We start from the raw sequence: 21618 nt of genomic DNA on the forward strand, positions 1-21618 counted from the left end.
GGGACCCCGCTCGTCGCACGCTGGAGATGATGCCGCCCGACCGCACGGCCGGGCAGGCGTTCGCGCGCGCGTACCCCGGACGGCGCAACGAGCCCATCGGCCGGCGACGTCGGGTCGTGAGCGGTCGTCCTCGCCGCGCACCGGGTGCGTCTGCCCTAGGGTCGGCGCGTGGACGTGGCGGTGCTGGGAGCGACGGGTGACGTCGGGCGGCAGGTGTGCGCGCAGCTCATCGAGCGGCGGGTGCTGCCGACGACGTCGCGGCTGCAGCTGGTCGGGCGGCCGGGCGGCGCGTCCGGGCGGGCGTCCTACGGGCTGCGCGCCGACCTGGTCGACGCCTACGACGAGCACGCGCCGCTCATCGACGTGGCGCTCGACCCCGAGGACGTGGTCGCCGATGTCGTCGTCCTGACCGCCGGCCGGACCGCGCCCGCGCGCGTCGGGGCGGTGACGGACCGCGCGGCGCTCGCGGCGGAGAACCACGAGGTGTTCGCCTCCTACGCCCGCGCCATCGCCCGGCACGGTTCGGGGCACGAGGTCGTCGTCGTGGTGTCGAACCCCGTGGAGCTCGGCGTCGCCGTGGTGGCCCGCGAGCTGGGCCGGCACCGGGTGATCGGGATGGGCGCCTGGCTGGACACGCTGCGGTTCCGCCGCGAGGTCGCGGTGTCCCTCGGCGTGCGCCGGCACCGGGTCGGGGGCTTCGTCGCGGGGCAGCACGGGGACGATCTGGTGCCGCTGTGGTCGACGGTCCGGATCAGCGGGCTCGACGTCGAGGAGCGGCGGCGCGCGGTGGCGGCGCTGCGCGGCGGGCGGACCCTCGACGGGTTCGCGGCCGAGATCGAGGACGCCAAGCGGGACCTCGGCGGCCTGATGGCCGACGACGTGGCTGCGGCTTTCGACCTGGTCGAGACGTGGCCGCCGGACCTGCGCGGCGTCGCGCGGCCGTGGCTCACGCACCAGAGCGGGGCCAAGACGGCGGCGGCCACCGCGAACGCGACGGTCGACCTGGTGGACACCGTGCTCGACGGGCGGGACATCGTCGTCGCGGGCCAGGTCGCGCTGGACGGGGAGGTGGCCGTGGCGGGGACGCCGCTGCGCGGGGTGCTCGGGGTGCCGGTGGTGCTGGGACCCGAGGGCTGGACGCGCGTGCTGCTGGACGAGCCCGCGCCGGACGAGGCGCGCCGGCTGCTGGCCTCCGCCGCGCGGATCGACGCGATGCTCGCGCCGTGGGGCCTGGGCGCGGGGGCGGGCCGGTGACCGCCGTCGGGCCCGCGGGCGCCGCCGGGGGCGTCCCGGGCCCCGACCGCCGCTGGGTCGCCTTCGTGGCAGGCGCCGACGCGACGGGCACCCTCACCGCGCTGACCGGCGTGTTCTCCACCCGGGGCGTCTCGTTCGACTCGCTGACCACCGGCGACGTCGCCGACGGCGTCGGCCTCATCGTCGTCACGTTCACGGCCTCCGAGCGCCGGCAGCGCCTGCTCCTGCGCACGCTGCGGCGGCTCGCGGCCGTCCGGTCGGCCGAGGTGCGCGCGGTCGACGACCCGGCGGTCCGCGCCGCCGCGGTGGTGCACCTGCCGCGGGAGTCCGGGGCGTTCGTGCCGCCCGAGGGCGCGGCCGTGCGCTGGTCCGGCGACCCCGGCGCGGGCCAGCCGGTGCTGGTCGAGGGGCCGCTCCCGGAGGTGGAGCGCGTGGTGGCGCACGCGCGCGCCCGCGGCGCCGACTCGGCCGCGACTGTCGTGCTGCCGCTGCCCGCGGCAGAGTTCACGGAGCCGTAACGGCCGACGGGCGGACGCGCGGGACGAACGGCCCACGACCGCGGTTAGGCTGTGACCCAGACAACTCAACACGCTGCTCGAACCGCGGCGGGAGAGCCCTCCCGCGCGACCGCCCCGGCGGTCGTGACCGCGAGGCGCCGAAGGAGCAACCCTCCCCGGGAATCTCTCAGGCCCCCGTACCGCCGTGGCGAGGCAACTCTGGAAAGCGGCCGGCGCACGCCGGCCCACCGACGGTGCAAGTCGGCGCGCCCCGGCCCTCACGGGCACGGCGGACCGGCAAAACTCTCAGGTCGTACGTCCGCGGCACGCCCGCGGCCGGCGGATGACAGAGCGGGGAGACGCGCACCACCCGCCCGTCCGCCTTGCACGTCCGACCCGCCCGGAGCAGCCGCGTGACCCACCTCGAGGACCTCCCCACCGACGCCCGCACGACGGCCGCCGGGACCCCGCGCGCCGCCGCGCCCGCGGACCGCACCGACGCCGCGCGCGGCTTCGCCGACCGGCACGTCGGTCCCCGCCCGGCCGACGTCGCGGGCCTGCTCGCGCACGTCGGCGACGGCTGGCCGAGCCTGGACGCGCTGATCGACGCGGCGGTCCCGGCGAGCATCCGCACGGACCGCCCGCTCGCGCTGCCCGAGGCGCGCGGCGAGTCCGAGGTGCTGGCCGCGCTGCGGACGATCGCGGACAAGAACACCGTGCTGACCCAGATGATCGGCCTGGGCTACCACGACACCGTGACGCCGCCGGTGATCCGCCGGAACGTGCTCGAGTCCCCGGCCTGGTACACCGCGTACACGCCCTACCAGCCGGAGATCTCCCAGGGCCGGCTCGAGGCGCTGCTCAACTTCCAGACCGTGGTCGCCGACCTCACCGCGCTGCCGGTCGCCAACGCGTCGCTGCTCGACGAGGCCACCGCGGTCGCCGAGGCGGTCGCGCTCATGCACCGCGCGGCCAAGGGCCGCACGGGCGTCGTCGTGCTGGACGCCGACTGCCTGCCGCAGACCCTCGCGGTCACGCTGGGCCGCGCGGAGGCGGCGGGGCTCGGCGTGCGGGTCGCGGACCTGACGGACGGCCTGCCGGACCTCGGCGGGGACGCGCTGGTCGGCCTCGTGCTCCAGGCGCCCGGTGCGTCCGGCGCCGTGCGCGACCTCGCACCGCTGATCGCCGCCGCCAAGGACGCGGGCGCGCTGGTCACCGTCGCCGCCGATCTGCTGTCCCTCACGCTGCTCACGCCGCCGGGGGAGCAGGGCGCCGACATCGCGGTCGGCTCGGCCCAGCGGTTCGGCGTCCCGCTGTTCTACGGCGGCCCGCACGCCGCCTACATGGCCGTGCGCACCGGCCTGGAGCGTTCGCTCCCCGGCCGCCTGGTCGGGGTGTCGATCGACGCCGATGGCGCCACCGCGTACCGGCTCGCCCTGCAGACGCGCGAGCAGCACATCCGCCGCGAGAAGGCGACCAGCAACATCTGCACCGCGCAGGCCCTGCTGGCGATCGTCGCCTCGATGTACGCGGTCTACCACGGGCCCGACGGCCTGCGGGAGATCGCCGAGCGGGTGCACGCGCGGGCCGTCGCGCTCGCGGACGGGCTGCGAGCCGGCGGCGTGGCCGTCGAGCACGCGCAGTTCTTCGACACCGTCCGCGCCGTGGTGCCGGGCCGGGCGCGCGCCGTGGTCGCCGCCGCGGCCGCCCGCGGGATCAACGTCTGGGCCGCGGACGACGACCACGTCCAGGTGACCTGCGACGAGGTGACCACCGAGGCGCACGTGGCCGAGGTCCTGGCGTCGTTCGCCAACGCGGACGCGGGCGCGCTCGCCACCGGCCCGGCCGACGGCCTCGACGCCCCGGCGATCCCGGTCCACCTGCGCCGGACGAGCGACTACCTGACGCACCCGGTGTTCCACCGGCACCGGTCCGAGACCGCGATGCTCCGGTACCTGCGCGCCCTGTCGGACAAGGACCTCGCCCTCGACCGGACGATGATCCCGCTGGGCTCCTGCACGATGAAGCTCAACGCGACGGTCGAGATGGAGGCCATCTCCTGGCCCGGGTTCGCCGGCGTGCACCCGTTCGTGCCGGCCGAGCAGGCCGCGGGCTACGCCGAGCTGATCGGCGACCTGACCGGCTGGCTGGCCGAGATCACCGGGTACGCCGCGGTGTCGGTGCAGCCGAACGCGGGCTCGCAGGGCGAGTTCGCCGGGCTGCTCGCGATCCGCGGGTACCACGAGGGCCGGCGCGCCGAGGCGATCGCCGCCGGCGCCGCGCCCGAGGACGTCCCGGTGCGCGACCTCTGCCTGATCCCGGCCTCGGCGCACGGCACCAACGCGGCCTCCGCCGCGCTGGCGGGCATGCGGGTGGTCGTCGTCGCGACCGCCGAGGACGGCTCGGTGCAGCTGGACGACCTGCGGGCGAAGCTCGAGCAGCACGGCCCCCGGGTGGCCGCGATCATGATCACGTACCCGTCGACGCACGGCGTCTACGAGGAGGACGTGCGCGAGGTCTGCGACCTGGTGCACGCCGCGGGCGGCCAGGTCTACATCGACGGCGCGAACCTGAACGCACTCGTCGGCCTCGCCCGCCCGGGCGAGTTCGGCGGCGACGTCTCGCACCTCAACCTGCACAAGACGTTCTGCATCCCGCACGGCGGCGGCGGCCCGGGCGTCGGCCCGATCGGCGTGGCTGCGCACCTGGTGCCGTACCTGCCGGCGACCGACGCGGTGTGGACGGGGGACGAGGGCCCGCTCGCCGGCGGGGCCGCTCCCGCCGTGTCGGCCGCGCCGTTCGGGTCCGCCGGCATCCTGCCGATCTCCTGGGCGTACGTCGCGCTGATGGGCGGCGACGGCCTGCGTCGCGCCACCGAGACCGCCGTGCTGTCCGCCAACTACCTGGCCTCGCGGCTCGCCCCGCACTTCCCGGTGCTCTACACCGGCCCCGCCGGCCTGGTGGCGCACGAGTGCATCCTCGACCTCCGCGCGATCACCAAGCAGACCGGCGTGACGGCCGAGGACGTGGCCAAGCGGCTGATGGACTACGGCTTCCACGCGCCGACGCTGTCGTTCCCGGTGGCCGGGACCTTGATGGTGGAGCCCACCGAGTCCGAGGACGTCGCGGAGCTCGACCGGTTCGTCGAGGCGATGGTCGCGATCCGCGCCGAGATCGACGCGGTCGCGGCCGGGCGCTGGTCCGTCGCGGAGTCGCCGCTGCGGAACGCCCCGCACACCGCGGGGTCGCTGGTCGCGGACGACTGGGACAAGCCCTACGGCCGCGAGCTCGCGGCCTACCCGGTCGCGGGCCTGCGCGCCGGGAAGTACTGGCCGCCGGTCCGGCGGATCGACGGCGCGCACGGGGACCGGAACCTCGTCTGCGCCTGCCCGCCCATCGAGGCCTACGCCGAGGGAGCCGCGCTGTGACCGAGACGACCACCCCGACCACCGACGACGCGACGGGGGCCGTGCTGTCCCCGCTGCACGCGGAGCACGTCGCGCTCGGCGCCACGATGACGCCGTTCGCCGGCTGGATGATGCCGCTGCGGTACGCCGGCGACCTCGCCGAGCACCAGGCCGTCCGGACCGCGGCCGGGCTGTTCGACCTGTCGCACATGGGCGAGCTGCACGTGGACGGCCCCGGGGCCGGCACCGGCCTCGACCACGCGCTGGTCGGGAACATCTCCGGCCTCGCGGTCGGCCGGGCGCGGTACACGATGATCGTGCAGGAGGACGGCGGGATCCTGGACGACCTGATCGTCTACCGGCTCGCCGACGAGGCCTACCTGGTCGTGGCGAACGCCTCGAACGTCGCGGTGGTCGCCGCCGCGCTGGCCGAGCGGCTGGCGCCGTTCGAGGCCTCGCTCACCGACCGGTCCCTGGAGACGGCGCTCATCGCGGTGCAGGGCCCCCGGTCCGCCGAGATCGTCGTCGGTCTCACCGAACCCGCCCACGCCGACGCGGTCCGCGACGTGAAGTACTACGCGGGCGTGCCCGCCACCGTCGGCGGTGTCGAGGCGCTGGTGGCCCGCACGGGCTACACCGGCGAGGACGGCTTCGAGCTGTTCGTGCCGGCCGCCGCCGCACCCGGTCTGTGGCGGGACCTGCTCGCCGCGGGCGTCCCGCTCGGCCTGGTGCCTGCCGGGCTCTCGGCTCGCGACAGCCTGCGGCTGGAGGCGGGCATGCCGCTGTACGGCAACGAGCTCGACACCACCACCGCCCCGCACGACGCGGGCCTCGGCCGCGTGGTCCGCCTGGACAAGACGACCGCCGACGGCGAGCCGCTGCCGTTCGTCGGCCGTGCGGCGCTCGCCTCCCGGGCGCACGCGACCCCGTCCCGCGTGCTCGTCGGCCTCGTCGGCTCCGGCCGGCGCGCCGCCCGGCACGGCTACGAGGTCCTGACCTCGACCGCCGAGGACGCCGTCACGGTCGGCCGCGTCACGTCGGGTGCGCCCTCGCCGACGCTGGGCACCCCGATCGCCATGGCGTACGTGACCCCCGAGGTCAGCGCCGAGGGCACGGAGCTCGCGGTGGACGTGCGCGGCCGGCGCGAGCCGGTCCGCGTGGTGGCGCTGCCGTTCTACCGTCGGTCCTGACCGACGGACTCCCGACCACCCCACCCGCCGGCGAGCGCCCGCTCGCGAGCAGAACCCCGGAGAGCACCATGAGCGACGTCCCCACGCACCTGCAGTACACCGCCGAGCACGAGTGGATCGACGGCGCCGAGCCGGCCACCGTCGGCATCACCAAGAACGCCGCCGACGCGCTCGGCGACATCGTCTACCTCGAGCTGCCGACCGTCGGCAGCGAGATCGCGGCGGGAGCGGTCGTGGGCGAGGTCGAGTCGACCAAGTCCGTGTCCGAGCTGTACTCCCCGGTGGCGGGCACCGTGGTCGAGGTGAACCAGGAGGCGGTCGACGAGCCGTCGGTCGTGAACGGGGACCCCTACGGGGCCGGCTGGCTGTTCCGGGTGGACGTCACGAGCGCCGGCCCGCTGCTGTCCGCCGAGGAGTACGCGGCGACGCTCACGGACTGAGACTCCCCCGGACGGCGGTTAGCCCGTTCGGGTGTTTCTGAGGAGCCTCTCAGGAGACCGCTTGCCGGACGATGACCTGGGCCTTCGGTCCTAGCACATGGGCGGTCCGTCCCGCATCGTCCGCACGTCCCCGGGAACGGGTGAGAAACCAACTGCGATCGAGGCCGCCACACTTGCCGATCAACACCGGTAGACGGCAGCCGGAGACCCCCAGCAGCCGGGACTCGCCACACGCAGACCGGAGGACAGCATGGCCACCCTGGAGATCGCCCCCACCGCGTCCACCAGCATCCTGGGTGAGCCGCTCACGACGCGTGAGCGGGTCGTCCTCGCCGAGCTGGCGGAGGACGTCACCCTCGAGGACATCGCCCGCAAGCTCTTCGTCACGCGCAACACCGTGAAGTCGCAGGTGCGGTCGGTGTACCGCAAGATCGGCGTCTCCACGCGGGCCGAGGCCGTCGCCTGGGCCCAGGCCGCCGGCATGCGCTGACGCACCGCGACCCCCCTCGCCGGGGGTGACGGGAACCACCAGGGCCGCGACCCCCCTCGCCGGGGGTCGCGGCCCTGCGTCGTCCCCGCACGGGGTCGACGGGGGACGCCCGATGGCATATCGTCAATCGATAACATCGATCTTCGATACGCCTGGGAGGCGCCATGACGACCCGGACACCCTGGTTCACCAGCCGGTCCGACCTGCTGTCCCTGCTCGTGGTGGGCGCCGCCGTGATCGTCTGGCAGGCGATCGGCCTCGTCGCCTCGGTGGTACGCATCCTCCCGAACCGGGACGCCCCCGTGGACGTGATGATCATGGGCGCGACCGTCGACCTCCCGCTGGGGCCCGACGGTGCCGCGGTCGCGGCGACGGTGGACACCGCGACCCTCACCGTGTCGGACCTGCCGGCCGCCACCTACGTGGCGGCGCTCGGTGCCGCCGCGGTGCCGCCGCTCGCCACGATCGGCGTCACCGTGTGCGTGCTGCTGCTGTCCCGGCGGATGCTGGCGGGGCAGTTCTTCTCCCGCACGACCACCCGGCTGATCACGGCGGTGTCGCTGCTGATCGCCGGCGGGTGGGTCGCCTGGTTCGGCTGCTCGGTGCTGGCGTCGAACGGGGTGCTGGCGCAGATCGCCGACCGGGCGGTCATGGAGCAGATCACGTTCCAGGTGTCGTGGACGCCGATCCTCGCGTCCATGGCCGTGGGCGCGCTCGCGGCCGCCTTCCACGCGGGGGAGCGGCTGGAGCGCGAGACCGAGGGTCTGGTCTGATGCCGCCCGAGGACGACGCCGGGCGGATCCACTGCCGGCTGGACGAGCTGCTGGCGGAGCGCGGGATGACGCTCGCCCGGCTCGCCGAGCTGGTGGGCGTGACCGTGGTGAACCTGTCGGTGCTGAAGAACGACCGGGCGCGCGCGATCCGGTTCTCGACCCTGACCGCCGTGTGCGACGTGCTCGGGTGCCAGGTCGGCGACCTGCTCGTCGTCGTGCCGCGCGCCTGACCAGTAGCCTCGTCCCCGCGGACCGGCGCACGGAGCCGGTCCGGCTGGACGAGGGGGACGGATGACGACCGTGCGGACCGGGACGGCGCTCCTCGGGGCGCTGCTGGCTGCCCCGCTGCTCGCCGCCTGCGGCGGCCCGTCGGAGGCCGAGCGGGAGCAGGCGTTCGTCGACGCGATCGCCGAGCACGAGGGCGTCGACCTCAGCGAGGAGTGGCTGGCCCGGGACACCCTCGCGATGGGCAGCCAGCCGTGCCAGGCCATGGCGGGGATCGACGGCGTCGAGGGCGACGGCGGCGAGAGCGCGTTCGCGCGGTGGCTCGCCGAGGACGAGGAGTACGCGCTCGTGGTCTGGGACGCCGCCGTCGAGCACCTGTGCCCCGACCAGGCGGACCGGTACGCGGAGCTGCGCGACCAGGCCGGCGTGGGCTAGCCGGAGGTCGTCGCGCGCAGGACGTGCGCGGCGAGGTCGCGCGCGGACGGGGTCGGTCGCCGGGACCTGGCCCACACCATCCGGAGCGTGCGGGTGAGGTCGACACCCTCGACCGCGACGCGGACCAGGTCGCCGCGGGCGATCTCGTCGGCGACGGTCAGCCGGGACAGCACGGCCGCGGCGCTCCCGCCCCGCACCACGTTCTTCACCGCGGACGTCGACCCGAGCTGCGCGGGCGAGCCGGCGAGCGGGTGGCCCGCGGCGGTCAGCGCCTGCTCCAGCACCGCGCGGGTGCCGGACCCGGCCTCGCGCACGGCCAGGGGCGCGCGCGCCAGCTCCACCGCGGTGACCGGCCGCCGCCGGCGGGCCCACGGGTGGCCGGGCGCGACGACGACGACCAGCTCGTCGTCGCCGACCGGCCGGGCGTCAAGGCCGTCGGCGACGTCCGGGCCCTCGACGAACCCCAGGTCGGCGCGGCCGTGCAGGACCGCGTCCATCACGTCGCGGGAGTTGGCGACCACCAGGTCGACGACCGCCGCCCTGGCGGGCAGCGTCGCCAGCCACCCCGGGACGAGGTACTCGGCGACGCTCAGGCTGGCGGCCACCCGGACCCGGCCCTGCTGGGCGCTGCGCAGCGCCTGCACCTCGCGCTCGAGCGCGTCGGAGGCCGCCAGGACGTCCCGGGCCCGCCCGAGCAGGGCCGTGCCCGACGGGGTCAGCCGAGTGCCGGACGCCGCGCGCGTCACCAGCGTCAGGCCGGTCTGCCGCTCGAGCCGGCGCAGGCCGGTGCTGACCGACGGCTGCGCGAGGCCCAGGGCCCGAGCGGCGCCGGACAGGGAGCCGTGCGCGTCGACGGCCTCGAGCAGCTCGAGGGCGCCGAGCGGGATGCGCCGCGGGGGGACGGGGTCCATAGCCTCAGGCTAGAGCGCGGCAGGCAGGTCGGCGTTCCGCAGCGGCGCGCGGCGCCGGATGCTGGGAGGGTGCTGCCCGCTCCGCCCCCCGTCTCCACCGCTCCGCCCGTCGCCCGTCGGCGTGTGCTCGGCCTCGACCGGGCCGTCGTGCCCGGGCTGGCCGCCGCGCTGCTCGTCGGCGCCGCCTGCCTCGGCCTGACGGCCCTCGTCCCCGTGCTGCCGGGCCTGCTGGTCGCCATCGTGCTCGGCGCTATCGCCCGGTCCGCGGGGCTGGTCCCGGCGGTGCTCGAGCCGGGGCTCGCGTGGACGGCCCGGCGGGTGCTCCGCGCCGGGGTCGTCCTGCTCGGGCTGCAGCTCTCGGTCCGGGACCTGCTCGGGCTGGGGGCGGGTGAGGCGGTCGTGCTGCTGGCGACGGTGTCCGCGACGTTCGCCGCGACGCTGTGGCTGGGCCGCGTCCTCGGCGTGGGGCGGCGCCTGACGCTGCTCGTCGCGACCGGGTTCTCGATCTGCGGGGCCGCCGCGGTCGCGGCGATGAGCCCCGTCGCGGAGGCCGAGGAGGACGAGGTCGCCACCGCCGTCGCGCTGGTGACCGTCTACGGCAGCCTCGCGATCCTGGTGGTCCCGCTCGCGGCGGGCGCGCTCGGGCTCCCCGACCGGACCGCCGGGCTCTGGGCGGGGATGTCGGTGCACGAGGTCGCCCAGGTGGTGGCCGCGGCGGGGACCGTGTCGGCCGCGGCGCTGTCGGTCGCGGTGGTCGCGAAGCTCGCACGGGTCGTGCTGCTCGCACCGCTCGTGGCGGGGGTCGGGCTGGTGCGGCGGCGGGCTGGCGCCCGCGGCGGGGACGGCGGCGGTGCGGCGGGAGACGCTCCCGGGCGCCGGCGCGGTGCGGCGCCGCTCGTACCGCTGTTCGTGGTCGGGTTCGTCGTCGCGGTGGCGGTGCGGTCGGCCGGCCTCGTCCCGGAGGTCGTCCTGCCGGCGGTGAAGCCGGTCACCACGCTGCTCCTCGGGGCGGCGATGACGGCCCTCGGGACGCAGATCCACCTGGGGCGGCTGGTGCGGACCGGAGGTCGGCCGCTGGCGCTCGGCGCGGTGGCGACGGTCGTGGCGATGGCAGTCAGCCTGGCGGGGTTGCTCGCGATCGGCTGACCGCCCGACCGCCCCTGACGAGGAAAGACTTTCCGCACAGTTCACGCTTGCGTATCGGTCGGTCAGCCGCGCCAGAATGCGCGTTGACAGGCCTCTCAGCGCGCCGATACGTTGCCGACAGCTCGCAAGAGTGCGAAAGGTTTTCTCGACAGTCCGGCGCACGCAGGCGTGCGCCGCATGTCCGTCCTGGCATCCGTTTCACGGTCTCAGCCGTGCCCGGGCGGTGCGCCCGAGGGTCGCGTCCAGCGCGCCCCTGACGCCCCGTGCCCAGGAGGTCCTGCCGTCATGCCCGTCACCGCCCGGAGGTCCGGCCGAGGGGGTGCCGCCCCCGTGCGGCGGCTCCTGTACTCCCAACGGCTCGCGCCGTACCTCTTCATCCTGCCGTTCGTGGCCACGCTGGCGCTGTTCTGGATCATCCCGGTCGCCCGCTCCGTCGTGATGTCGACGCAGGAGGTCCTCTACGGCCAGACCACCTCGGTCGGCCTCGACAACTACGCCCGCCTGTGGAACGACAGCGTCTTCTGGACCGCGATGTTCAACAGCGCGCGGTACATGGTCCTGACGCTGGCGCTCCTCATCCCGATCCCGATGCTTCTCGCGGCCGTGGTGAACTCCCGGATCGGCAGCCCGCGGGTCAAGGCGTTCTTCAAGGCATCCCTCTTCGTCCCCGCGCTCACCTCGGTGGTGGTCGCCGGCCTGGTGTTCCGGCTCATGTTCTCCGAGTCGGAGAACGCGGTGATGAACCAGGTGCTGCAGCTGGTCGGGCTCGGGCCCGTCCGGTGGCTGCGCGAGGACCTCACCGGGCTGGCGGCGCTCCTGGCGCTCGCCGTCTGGCGCTGGACCGGGGTCAACACCATGTACTTCATCGCCGGGATGCAGTCGATCCCCGGCGAGTACTACGAGGCGGCGTCGATCGACGGCGCCAACAAGCGCCAGCAGTTCCTGCGGATCACGGTGCCGAACCTCCGGCCGACGATGGTCTACGTCACCACCATCAGCGTGTACGGCGGCCTCGCGATGTTCCTCGAGAGCTTCATGCTCTACGGCGGGAACGCGTCCCCCAACAACCAGGGCCTGACCGTCGTCGGCTACCTCTACCGCCGGGGCATCGAGCAGAACGACCTCGGGTTCGCGTCCGCCGTCGGGATCGTGCTGCTCGTCGTGGTCATGGCGATCAACATCACGCAGCTGACGCTCTCCGGCACCTTCAAGAAGGAGCACGTGCGATGACCGCGGCCCCCGCGCGCCCCCGCCCCGCGTCCCCAGCCCCGCCCGCGTCCGAGCAGGGTCCCCGTCGGGCCGCCCCGCGCGGCGTCCGGGCGCTGTCGGCCCTGCAGTCGGCCGTTCTGATCGCGATCGCGCTCGTCGCCCTCGTCCCGCTCGCCGCGATCCTCGTCGCCACGTTCCAGTCGGGCGCCGACATCATGCGCGGCGGGATCACGCTCGCCGTCGACCCGGCGACGCTCAGCCTGGACAACTGGACGATGCTGTTCACCGACTCCGGGCCGTACTTCCGGTGGTTCGCCAACTCGCTCGTCGTGACGGTGGTCCAGGTGGTCGGGACGCTGCTCGTGAGCTCGTTCGTGGCCTACGGCTTCGCGATGTACGACTTCCGCGGCCGCACCCCGCTGTTCATCGCGGTGCTCGCCATCATGGCCGTCCCGTTCGAGATGGTGATGCTGCCGCTCTACGTCCAGGTGAACGAGATGGGGCTCGCCGACACCTACGCGGTCATCGTGATCCCGTTCCTGGCCGCGGCGGTGACGATCTTCTTCTTCCGGCAGTACTTCCTCGGGGTGCCCAAGGAGATCCTCGAGGCCGGCCGCGTCGACGGCGTCACGGAGTTCGGCATCTTCTTCCGGCTCGTCCTGCCGATCGCGCGCCCCGCGATCGCCGCCATGGCGATCCTCAACGGGATGATGTGCTGGAACAACCTGCTGTGGCCGCTCCTCGTGCTGCGCTCCTCCGAGAAGTTCACGCTGCCGATCGGGTTGAACACCCTCATCACGCCGTACGCGAACAACTACGGCCTCCTCATCGTCGGGTCGTTCTTCTCGCTCGTCCCGATCCTGGTCCTCTTCCTCGCCTTCCAGCGGTTCTTCGTGGAGGGAATGACCGCGGGCGCCGTCAAGGGCTGACCCGTGCGACGCACACAAAGGAGAAGCAGAATGTCACGAACAAGGACGACGGCGTCCGCGGTGACCGGTGCGATGGTGCTCGCCGCGTGCCTCGCGTGCGGGACCGGGGGCGGGGCGGACAGCCCGCGGGACGCCCCGAGCAACTCGGACGGCTCGACGCCCGTGGAGATGTGGATCTTCGGCGAGCTGCACGGGGTGCTCTACGAGCAGATGGCGGACCGGTGGAACGAGCTGAACCCGGACCGTGCGATCGACCTGCGCCTGACCGTGTACCCCTACCAGGACATGCACAACAAGCTGCAGCTCGCGGCCAACTCCGGCACCGGCATGCCGGACCTGGTCGACATCGAGGTGACGAAGTTCGCCAACTTCGTGCGTGGCGACACCCCGCCGCTCATGGACCTGTCCGCCGTCGCCGAGCCCTACCGCGACGACGTGGTCGAGGCGCGCCTCGACCTGTACAGCCGCGGCGACGCGGTCTACGGGCTCCCGACCCACGTCGGCGCGTTCGTCACGTTCTACAACACCGAGCTGCTCGACGAGGCGGGCGTCGACTACACGACGATCGCCACCTGGGACGACTTCGCCGCAGCGGGGGCGGAGTACAGCGCCGCCACGGGGCGGGCGTTCGGCACGGCGAACACCGACGTGTTCTTCGTGGAGCCGCTGGTGATCGCCCAGAACGGTGGCGAGCTGTTCGCCGAGGACGGCACGGTCCAGGTCGACGACCCGGTCGTGGTCGAGTCCTTCGAGATGATGCAGGCCATGGTCGACGCAGGCGCGATCTCGCCGATCCCGGGATCGAGCCCCGACGACGAGGAGGCGTACGGGGCCATCGCGCGGGGCGACTACGCCGCGATCGTCTACCCCGCCTGGTACACCTCGCGGTTCGTCGACTACATGCCCGACCTCGCGGGGAAGATCGCCATCGCGCCCGCGCCGGTCGTGCCCGGGTCGGACACGCTGACGATCGGCGGCGGGGGCACCGGCACGGCGGTCGCGGCGGACTCGCCCGTCCGTGACCTGGCGGCGGAGTGGCTCGCGTTCGCCAAGCTCTCCCCGGAGGCCAACGTCGCCGTGTGGGAGGTGCTCGGGTTCGACCCCGTGAACATGGCGGTGTGGGAGGACGAGGAGGTCACCCGGAACCCGGAGAACCAGTTCAACCAGTACTTCACGACCAACCTGTTCGACGTGCTGAACGAGGTCAAGGACGGGATCGGGCACTTCGAGTCGTTCGCCAGCCCCGACCTGCCGGCGGTGAACAGCCGGTTCGGCACCGTGACGCTCACCGAGATCTACGAGTCCGGTGTGCCGGCGCGCGAGGCGCTGGAGCAGGCGCAGCGCGAGCTCAAGAACGAGCTGCGGCAGGACTGAGCTCCGGCCGAGGGATCCACTCGCACCGACGCGCGCGGGCGTGCCGGTGCGAGTGGATCCATCGCGCGGGCCACGGCCGCGTCACGCGCGCGACACGAGGGCCTGGGAGACTGGGCGGCATGACCCGCCCCGTCCTCGTCGTCGCCGCCGCGCTGGTCGACGACCTCGCCGCCCCGGGCGCCCTGCTGGCGGCCCGCCGCCGCGCGCCCGTGAGCCTCGCGGGCCGGTGGGAGTTCCCCGGCGGCAAGGTGGAGCCGGGCGAGTCCCCCGAGGACGCCGTGCACCGGGAGATCCGCGAGGAGCTGGGCGTCGCCGTCGAGCTCGGCGCGGAGCTCGCCGGACCCGACGACGGCGCCTGGTGGCTCAGCGAGCGGTACGTGATGCGGCTCTGGCTGGCCCGCGTGACCGCCGGCGAGCCGCGGCCCCTGGTCGAGCACGACGACCTGCGCTGGCTGCCGCGCGGGCAGTGGCTCACGGTGCCCTGGTTGGACGCGGACGTGCGGATCGTGGAGGCGCTGGCGGCGGCGACGGACCCGGCGGGCGTCGCTCGGCGCCCGGCCTGACCTGCGAGTTCGTCCGTCAGCGAACACGACCCCGCCCGATCTGGCACTCGCACCTCTCGAGTGCTAGAACATTTCTCGTAGCCCTCCTGGCGCGGCAGCGCCGGGGCAGCAGCGGTCCCGGACCGTCCGGACCGCCGTGACGCTTCGAGGAGGTGACGGGCTGTGGCTACGCGATTCGACCCGTTCCAGGAGATGGACCGGCTGATGAACCAGGTCCTCGGCCAGCAGCGCGCGTCGGCGACCATGCCGATGGACCTGTTCCGCTCGGGCGACCACTACGTCCTGAGCGTCGACCTGCCGGGGGCGGACCCCGGTTCGATCGACGTGAACGTCGACGACCGCACTCTCACGATCCGCGCGCAGCGCACCGCGCGCACGGAGGACGGGGTGCAGTGGCTCGCCAAGGAGCGCCCGGTCGGGACCTACGCGCGCCAGCTCACCGTCGGCCGCGGGCTCGACCTGGACGCCATCACCGCGTCGTACGCGGACGGCGTGCTCAGCCTGACCATCCCCGTGGCCGAGGAGGCCAAGCCGCGCCGCATCGAGGTCACCACCGGTGGGACGCCGGCGACCATCGAGGCGGGCGCCGACGCCGCTCCGCAGGAGCGTGCGAGCGCCTGACCGCGCGACGCGGCTCGCACGACGACCGCCCCGGCCCCCCGCGTGGGGGACCGGGGCGGTCGCGCGTCCGGGTCGCGCCGGGCCGGCGGCGCGTCAGGCCGTCGGCACCGCCAGCGACGCGCGCACCGTCCGGGTGGCGGCCAGGACGTGCTGGAGCGACGGGGTGACCTCGGCGTACCGGCGGGTCTTGAGGCCGCAGTCCGGGTTCACCCAGAGCTGCGCCGGGTCGACGACCCGCACCGCCTCGGTGAGCAGCTCGGTCACCTCGGCCTCGCTCGGCACGCGTGGCGAGTGGATGTCGTACACGCCCGGGCCGATGCCGCGGGGGTAGCCCTCGGAGGCGATGTCGCCGAGGATCTCCATCTTCGACCGGGCCGCCTCGATCGACGTCACGTCGGCGTCCAGGCCGTCGATCGCCCCGAAGATCTCGCCGAACTCCGAGTAGCAGAGGTGGGTGTGGATCTGGGTGTCGGGGCGCACGCCCGAGGTCGCGAGCCGGAACGAGCGCACCGACCAGTCGAGGTAGGCGTCGTGGTCGGCGGCGCGCAGCGGCAGCAGCTCGCGCAGCGCGGGCTCGTCGACCTGGACGATCGCGGTCCCGGCAGCCTCCAGGTCGGCGATCTCGTCGCGCAGGGCGAGCGCCACCTGGTTCGCGGTGTCGGCCAGCGGCTGGTCGTCGCGGACGAAGGACCACGCCAGGATCGTCACGGGGCCGGTCAGCATGCCCTTCACCGGCTTGGCGGTGAGGGACTGCGTGTACGTCGTCCACGGCACCGTGATCGGTGCCGGCCGGGACACGTCGCCCCACAGGATCGACGGGCGGGTGCAGCGCGAGCCGTAGGACTGGACCCAGCCGTTCGCGGTCACCGCGAACCCGTCCAGGTTCTCGGCGAAGTACTGCACCATGTCGTTGCGCTCGGGCTCGCCGTGCACGAGCACGTCGAGGCCGAACTCCTCCTGCAGCTCGACGACCCGGCGGATCTCCGCCTTCATCTCGTCCTCGTACTGCGCGGCGGTGAGCTCGCCCCGGCCGAACGCGGCGCGGGCCACGCGGATCTCCGGCGTCTGCGGGAACGAGCCGATCGTCGTGGTCGGCAGGGCGGGGAGCTGCAGGCGCTCGGCCTGCGCCACCCGGCGCCCCTCGAAGTCGCCGCGGTGGAACGCGTCGGCCGGCAGCCCGGTGAGCCGCTCCCGCACCTCCGGCCGCACGACCCCCGGCGCCGCGGCGCGGGACCGGCGCGCGTCGGCGGCGGCGAGCAGCTCGGCGTGCACCGCCTCGCGGCCCTCGGTCAGCCCGGTCGCCAGGGTGACCACCTCGGCGACCTTCTGGTCCGCGAACGCGAGCCAGGAGCGCAGCGTCGGGTCGAGCTGCGGCTCGTCCTCGACGTCGTGCGGGACGTGGAACAGCGACGTCGACGTGGCGACGGCGACCTGCCGGGCGCCGAGGCCCTCGAGCGACTCGAGCGAGCCGAGCGCGGCGTCGAGGTCCGCGCGCCAGATGTTGTGGCCGTCGACCACGCCGCCGACGAGCACCTTCGACTCCAGGCCCTCGACGGGGCCGGCGGGCAGCGCGCCGCGGACCAGGTCGAGCGCGAGGCCCTCGACCTCCGTGGCCGCCAGCACCGGCAGCGCGTCCTGGAGGTCGCCGTACGGCGCGGCCACGAGGATGGCCGGGCGCTCGGCGGCGGGCAGGTCGGTCGCCAGGGCGCGGTACGCCTCGGCGGCCGCCGCGAGCAGCCGGTCGGCCGGGACGCCGGTCGAGTCGGAGACCAGGGCGGGCTCGTCCAGCTGCACCCAGGTGGCGCCGGCGCGGGCGAGGTCGCGGAGCAGCGCGGCGTACACCGGCAGCACGTCGGCGAGCCGGTCGATCGGCAGGAAGTCCTCCGGCGAGCCCTCGGCGGCCTTGGCGAGCGCCAGGAACGTCACCGGGCCGACCAGCACCGGGCGGGTGAGCACGCCGTCCGCGAGGCCCTCCGCGAGCTCGCGCACCGGGCGGTCGCTGGCGTACCGGAACGGCGTCGCGGGGCCGATCTCCGGGACGAGGTAGTGGTAGTTCGAGTCGAACCACTTCGTCATCTCGAGCGGCAGGTCGTCGCCGCGGCCGCGGGCCACGGTCGAGTACCCCGCGAGGTCGAGGCCGCCGTCGGCGGCGAGCAGGTCGGCGAACCGCTCGGGCACGGCGCCGAGGACCGCGGCCGCGTCGAGCACGTGGTCGTAGAACGAGAAGGCGCTCGGGATCGCGGGCAGCCGGGTGTCCAGGCCGAGCTCGGCCAGGCGGGTGCGGGTCCGGCGGCGCAGGTCGGCGGCGGTGGCCTCGACCTCCTCGGCGCTCGCGCGGCCGGCCCAGAACGCCTCGAGGGCCTTCTTCAGCTCGCGGCGCGGGCCGATCCGGGGGTAGCCCAGGACGGTGCCGGCGGGGAACGGGTGAGTCAGGTCGGTCATCTCTCGCCTCAGCTGGTGGGAACGGGGGTCGGGGTGGTCGTGGGGGCGGCCGCGGCGGCCGCCGGCTCGGGGGGGACGCGCAGGTGCGCCCGCGGGGCGTCGCCGCCGAGGCCCGCGCCGTCGAGCAGGTCCAGCGCGGGGCCGTGGGCGTTGAACGTGTAGAGGTGCACGCCGGGCGCGCCGCCGTCGAGGACGGCGTTCACCAGGTCGACGCCCAGCCGCGTGCCCAGGCGGTGCCGCGCCGCGACCTCCGCCGGGTCGTCGGCGTCGAACGCGTCGAGCCGCGCGAGCAGTGTCTTCGGGACGGGCACGCCGGTCAGCTGCGCCACGCGGCGGAGCCGGGCCGGGTCGGTGGTGGGGATCACGCCCGGGAGGATGGGGATCGTGACGCCCGCGTCGCGCGCCAGGGCCACGAGCTCGAGGTACGACCCGGCGTCGTAGAACACCTGGGTGATCGCGAAGTCCGCGCCGGCGCGCTGCTTGGCGAGCAGGGCCGCGACGTCCTGCTCCCGGGTGCTGCCGGCCCCCGCGTTGCCGCGCGGGAACGCCGCCACGGCGACGGACAGCGGCCGGGTGGCGGCGCGCACCGCCTGCGCCGGGCTGCCCGCGCACCGCCGCCGCTCGACGTCCCGCAGCAGCTCCACGAGGGCGCTCGCGGTCGGCAGGCCCTCGGGGTGCGGCTCCCAGGACCGGTCGGCGGGCGGGTCCCCGCGCAGGGCCAGGAACGACCGCACGCCCTCGTCGAGGAACTCCTCGATCGTCGCCGCGAGGTCCTCGCGCGAGCTGGCGACGCAGGTGAGGTGCGCGATCGGGGTCAGCGAGGTCTCGCGCAGCAGCCGCCGGACGAGCTGCCGGGTCGTGGTGCGGGTGCTGCCCGAGGCGCCGTACGTGACGGAGACGAAGTCGGGGCGGGCCGCGGCGAGCTGCTGCACCGTCGACCACAGCCGGGGCGCGGCGTCCGGGTTCCGCGGCGGGAACAGCTCGAACGACACGGTCGGGCGGTCCACGGCCCCGAGGCCGTCCGGCACGGCGGTGCCCGCGAGGTGCGCAGGGACGTCGTGACTGCTCATCGTCAGCTCCATCGAACCTGGCGGAAGCACCCGCACCCTCGGTGAGGAGGGGGGTTGCTGCGACGTCGACGAGCCAGGTCTCTCGGTCGCTCTGGATGGGTGCCGCCACACTAGGCCCGGCGGCCGTCGCCGTCCACTGCCCCTGACGCGTCATCTTTCGGTGACGGGGCTCACACCCCCGGGTCCGGGGCCGCGCCCGTGGCCGGGCGGGCGCGACGGCGCCGTGCCAGGCTGCGTGGGATGACCGACCTGCGCACCGTCCCGCTGCCCGACCGCCGGATCGACGCCCGGGCCCTGGTGCCGCGGGACGCGCCCGAGGCCGTGGTCCTCGGCGAGGTCCGCGCGCGCCTGGGGGAGCGGCCCGTGCACGACGCGCGGGACGACTCGGTCGTCTGGGTCGACATCGACGCGTGCAGCGTGCACCGCTGGGCCGAGGGCGACCACGCGCGCGACGCCGTGGTCAGCGTGCCGTCCCCGGTCTCGCTCGCCTGGCCGTCCGCCGCGGGCGGGCTGCTGCTCGCGACCGCGGACGGCCTCGGCGTGCACGACGGCACGACCCTCGGTCCGCTGACCCGGCCGGCGGACATGCCGCGCGACTACCGGTTCAACGACGGCGGCGTCGACCGAGCCGGCCGGCTGTGGGTCGCGACGATGCCGCGGGACGGCTCGCCGGGCGACGGCACCGTGTACCGCGTGGTCGCCGGGGACGGCGGCCTCGAGGTCGACGCGGTGCTCACCGGGGTGGGGGTCGGCAACGGGCTCCAGTGGAGCCCGGACGGCGCGACGCTCTACGTCACGGACACCAGCGCCGCGACCGTGTACCGGCTGCCGTACGACGCGGCCACCGGTGCGGCCGGCGCACCCGAGCCGTTCCTGTCGTTCGACCCGGACGGGCCGCAGCCCGACGGCACGACGGTCGACGGGGAGGGCTGCCTGTGGGTCGCGCTGTACGGCGGGGGCGCGGTGCTGCGGTTCGCGCCGGACGCGACCCCGCTCGGCGCGGTCCGCGTGCCCACGGCGCAGGTGACCTGCCTGGGATTCGGGGCGCCGGGCTCGGGGCGGGCGTACGTGACGACCGCCCACGCGGACGGGGACCCGGTGGCGGGGGCGGTGTTCGGCGCGGACGTGGCGGTGGAGGGGCTGCCCGTGCGGGCGTTCGGGGAGGGCTGACGACGGGTCGGGCGGCCGCCGCGAGGTAGCCGGTCCGTCAACCCGCGAGGAGCTGGTGGGCGCGCTGGTGCGACACGCCCAGGACGGTCCCGACGTCGCGGACGGAGAGCCCGGCGTCGCGCAGCACCCGGGCTGCCGCGCGCGACTCGACGGCGGCCTCGCGGTTCGCGCGGTGCGCCTCCGCGCGCAGGCGTTCGGCGGCGCGGACGTGCGCGCCCACCTCGTCGGGGACGGCCGGCCGCAGGTCGACCTCGACGTCGGAGGGGTCGACCTGCGCGACGAAGGCGATCGCCTCGCGCATGGCGGTCGCTGCCTGGTCCAGGCGAGCCACCTCGGAGATGGCCCCGGGGTGCTCGACGCACTGGAGGACCCACCAGCGACGCCCGCGCTCGGCCGTGACCGTGTACCGGGTCACCGCCACCACCCCTTCCCGAGCACCGACGCGAACTGGTCGAAGAACTTCCGAGCCGTGACGTCGTCGATCTCGGAGTGCCGGCCGAGCGTCGAGCGCACGCCCCCGACCACGACGCCCGTGTGGTTCGTGAGCTCGACGACCTCGTACGGCACACCCGCGTCGCGGGCGGCTCGCCGGACCCGGCGCAGCACCGCAGTCCGTTTCACGAGCGTAGTCCTGTGCGGGATAGACACTCAAGGCAATGTCCCACTAGCAGCGTCCCGGCGGTCGGTGGCGGGCCGGAGCGTCAGCCCGCGGCGCGCGCCAGGACGACGGGGCAGTCCGCCAGGTGGTCGTCGACGATCCCGCACGCCTGCATGGCCGCGTACGCCGTCGTCGGCCCGACGAACCGGAACCCGTGCCGCTTGAGCTCCTTCGCCAGGGCCGCGGACTCCGGCGTGGTCGCCGGGACGTCCGCGAACGTGCGCGGGCGCGGGCGGGTGCCGGCGGCCAGGGGCGCCGCCGACCAGAACAGCTCGTCGAGGCTGAACCCGCGGCCGTGCAGCTCGAGCAGGGCGCGGGCGTTGGCGACGGCCGCCGTGATCTTGGCGCGGTTCCGGATGATCCCGGTGTCCGCCATGAGCCGCTCGACGTCGTGCTCGTCGAACCCCGCCACGACGGCCGGGTCGAACCCCGCGAACGCCTCGCGGAACCCCTCGCGGCGGCGGAGGATCGTGATCCACGCCAGGCCGGACTGGAACGCCTCGAGGGTGAGGCGCTCGTACAGCTCGCGCTCGCCGTGCACGGGCACGCCCCACTCCTCGTCGTGGTAGCGCTCGTAGAGCGGGTCGCCGTCGCCGAAGCAGCGGCGGCCCGCGGGGGCGGGGAGGGTGTCGGGGGCGTCGCTGCTCGTCATGCCGCCACTCTGCCGCACCGGTGCGACACCCGGTCGCCGCCCTCCACAGCCCGCACCGCGTGCGTGCCCTGGGGGCGACGGCACCAGCGCGTCCATCATGCGGTCACGACTTGTCTGACACGTGAGACGGCGTAAGGTCGCCCGAGCGCTGGAGCACCGACC

22 protein-coding genes and 2 riboswitches are annotated in these 21618 nt (G+C 74.9%); of the genes, 16 read left to right on the top strand and 6 right to left on the bottom strand.

Translation table 11 applies throughout. The features are described 5' to 3' along the window. The first annotated feature begins 168 nt into the window (after positions 1 to 168). The 9 genes from J5O08_RS09115 (at position 169) to J5O08_RS09155 (ending at position 8711) form a co-directional block, all read left to right on the top strand. Complete coding sequence (locus J5O08_RS09115) at positions 169 to 1254, top strand: lactate dehydrogenase (protein ID WP_218706554.1); 1086 nt, start codon at positions 169 to 171, stop codon at positions 1252 to 1254. Beyond that, positions 1251 to 1772: a hypothetical protein gene (locus tag J5O08_RS09120; protein WP_218706556.1), complete on the top strand. Its 522-nt coding sequence runs from the start codon at positions 1251 to 1253 to the stop codon at positions 1770 to 1772. Before J5O08_RS09115 ends, J5O08_RS09120 begins: the two co-directional genes overlap by 4 nt. A gap of 78 nt (positions 1773 to 1850) precedes the next feature. Further along, positions 1851 to 1964: riboswitch (glycine riboswitch) on the top strand. Between the two features lie 200 nt (positions 1965 to 2164). Continuing rightward, positions 2165 to 5179: an aminomethyl-transferring glycine dehydrogenase gene (gene gcvP, locus J5O08_RS09125; protein ID WP_218706557.1), complete on the top strand. Its 3015-nt coding sequence runs from the start codon at positions 2165 to 2167 to the stop codon at positions 5177 to 5179. Beyond that, complete coding sequence (gene gcvT, locus J5O08_RS09130) at positions 5176 to 6348, top strand: glycine cleavage system aminomethyltransferase GcvT (protein ID WP_308281504.1); 1173 nt, start codon at positions 5176 to 5178, stop codon at positions 6346 to 6348. Before gcvP ends, gcvT begins: the two co-directional genes overlap by 4 nt. 68 nt (positions 6349 to 6416) lie before the next feature. After that, positions 6417 to 6788, top strand: coding sequence for a glycine cleavage system protein GcvH (gene gcvH / locus J5O08_RS09135; RefSeq protein ID WP_218706558.1), 372 nt, complete (start codon positions 6417 to 6419; stop codon positions 6786 to 6788). Between the two features lie 250 nt (positions 6789 to 7038). Next, positions 7039 to 7278: a helix-turn-helix transcriptional regulator gene (locus J5O08_RS09140; protein WP_147795137.1), complete on the top strand. Its 240-nt coding sequence runs from the start codon at positions 7039 to 7041 to the stop codon at positions 7276 to 7278. A 164-nt stretch (positions 7279 to 7442) separates the two neighbouring features. After that, a complete protein-coding gene (locus tag J5O08_RS09145; protein ID WP_217614377.1) occupies positions 7443 to 8051 on the top strand; it encodes a hypothetical protein in 609 nt (202 codons plus the stop codon). Beyond that, positions 8051 to 8281, top strand: a complete 231-nt coding sequence (locus J5O08_RS09150) for a helix-turn-helix transcriptional regulator (RefSeq protein ID WP_217614378.1) — start codon at positions 8051 to 8053, stop codon at positions 8279 to 8281. Before J5O08_RS09145 ends, J5O08_RS09150 begins: the two co-directional genes overlap by 1 nt. A 61-nt stretch (positions 8282 to 8342) precedes the next feature. Then, on the top strand, positions 8343 to 8711 hold the full coding sequence (locus J5O08_RS09155) for a hypothetical protein (RefSeq protein WP_218706559.1): 369 nt from the start codon (positions 8343 to 8345) through the stop codon (positions 8709 to 8711). Here J5O08_RS09155 and J5O08_RS09160 read toward each other — a convergent pair. Further along, positions 8708 to 9622: a LysR family transcriptional regulator gene (locus tag J5O08_RS09160; RefSeq protein WP_218706560.1), complete on the bottom strand. Its 915-nt coding sequence runs from the start codon at positions 9620 to 9622 to the stop codon at positions 8708 to 8710. The genes J5O08_RS09155 and J5O08_RS09160 overlap by 4 nt on opposite strands. Positions 9623 to 9745: 123 nt before the next feature. Between J5O08_RS09160 and J5O08_RS09165 the strand changes: the two genes are divergently transcribed. From J5O08_RS09165 to J5O08_RS09190, 6 genes are all read left to right on the top strand, one after another. Beyond that, positions 9746 to 10768, top strand: a complete 1023-nt coding sequence (locus J5O08_RS09165) for a putative sulfate exporter family transporter (RefSeq protein ID WP_308281505.1) — start codon at positions 9746 to 9748, stop codon at positions 10766 to 10768. A gap of 330 nt (positions 10769 to 11098) precedes the next feature. Next, a complete protein-coding gene (locus J5O08_RS09170) occupies positions 11099 to 11998 on the top strand; it encodes a carbohydrate ABC transporter permease (protein ID WP_217614405.1) in 900 nt (299 codons plus the stop codon). Then, a complete protein-coding gene (locus J5O08_RS09175) occupies positions 11995 to 12906 on the top strand; it encodes a carbohydrate ABC transporter permease (RefSeq protein WP_218706561.1) in 912 nt (303 codons plus the stop codon). The genes J5O08_RS09170 and J5O08_RS09175 overlap by 4 nt, the downstream gene beginning before the upstream one ends. Before the next feature lie 30 nt (positions 12907 to 12936). Further along, positions 12937 to 14280 (top strand): ABC transporter substrate-binding protein, encoded by a 1344-nt coding sequence (locus J5O08_RS09180; RefSeq protein WP_255589527.1) that lies wholly within the window; start codon positions 12937 to 12939, stop codon positions 14278 to 14280. 119 nt (positions 14281 to 14399) lie between these two features. Further along, complete coding sequence (locus J5O08_RS09185) at positions 14400 to 14843, top strand: (deoxy)nucleoside triphosphate pyrophosphohydrolase (protein ID WP_218706562.1); 444 nt, start codon at positions 14400 to 14402, stop codon at positions 14841 to 14843. Between the two features lie 162 nt (positions 14844 to 15005). Beyond that, complete coding sequence (locus J5O08_RS09190; protein WP_218706563.1) at positions 15006 to 15464, top strand: Hsp20/alpha crystallin family protein; 459 nt, start codon at positions 15006 to 15008, stop codon at positions 15462 to 15464. A 93-nt stretch (positions 15465 to 15557) separates the two neighbouring features. On the opposite strand, the gene metE is transcribed toward J5O08_RS09190, so the two are convergent. Both metE and J5O08_RS09200 read right to left on the bottom strand, forming a co-directional pair. Then, positions 15558 to 17906, bottom strand: a complete 2349-nt coding sequence (gene metE, locus J5O08_RS09195; RefSeq protein WP_218706564.1) for a 5-methyltetrahydropteroyltriglutamate--homocysteine S-methyltransferase — start codon at positions 17904 to 17906, stop codon at positions 15558 to 15560. An 8-nt stretch (positions 17907 to 17914) separates the two neighbouring features. Beyond that, the gene (locus J5O08_RS09200) at positions 17915 to 18976 is read right to left on the bottom strand and encodes a methylenetetrahydrofolate reductase (RefSeq protein ID WP_218706565.1); all 1062 of its coding nucleotides are present in this window, start codon (positions 18974 to 18976) and stop codon (positions 17915 to 17917) included. Beyond that, a riboswitch (SAM riboswitch) is annotated at positions 18970 to 19078 on the bottom strand. (Overlaps the previous gene by 7 nt.) A 138-nt stretch (positions 19079 to 19216) precedes the next feature. Between J5O08_RS09200 and J5O08_RS09205 the strand changes: the two genes are divergently transcribed. Beyond that, positions 19217 to 20146, top strand: a complete 930-nt coding sequence (locus J5O08_RS09205) for an SMP-30/gluconolactonase/LRE family protein (protein WP_218706566.1) — start codon at positions 19217 to 19219, stop codon at positions 20144 to 20146. A 37-nt stretch (positions 20147 to 20183) separates the two neighbouring features. Here the strand turns inward: J5O08_RS09205 and J5O08_RS09210 are convergent, their stop codons facing one another. From J5O08_RS09210 to J5O08_RS09220, 3 genes are all read right to left on the bottom strand, one after another. Beyond that, entirely contained in the window at positions 20184 to 20561 is a 378-nt protein-coding gene (locus tag J5O08_RS09210) for a hypothetical protein (protein ID WP_217614387.1), read from the bottom strand. Beyond that, the gene (locus J5O08_RS09215) at positions 20558 to 20767 is read right to left on the bottom strand and encodes a ribonuclease PH (RefSeq protein ID WP_308281506.1); all 210 of its coding nucleotides are present in this window, start codon (positions 20765 to 20767) and stop codon (positions 20558 to 20560) included. The genes J5O08_RS09210 and J5O08_RS09215 overlap by 4 nt, the downstream gene beginning before the upstream one ends. Before the next feature lie 80 nt (positions 20768 to 20847). After that, entirely contained in the window at positions 20848 to 21456 is a 609-nt protein-coding gene (locus J5O08_RS09220) for a DNA-3-methyladenine glycosylase I (RefSeq protein ID WP_218706567.1), read from the bottom strand. Positions 21457 to 21618: the final 162 nt, after the last annotated feature.

The organism is Cellulomonas sp. PS-H5 (assembly GCF_019265565.1).
GTDB lineage: Bacteria > Actinomycetota > Actinomycetes > Actinomycetales > Cellulomonadaceae > Cellulomonas.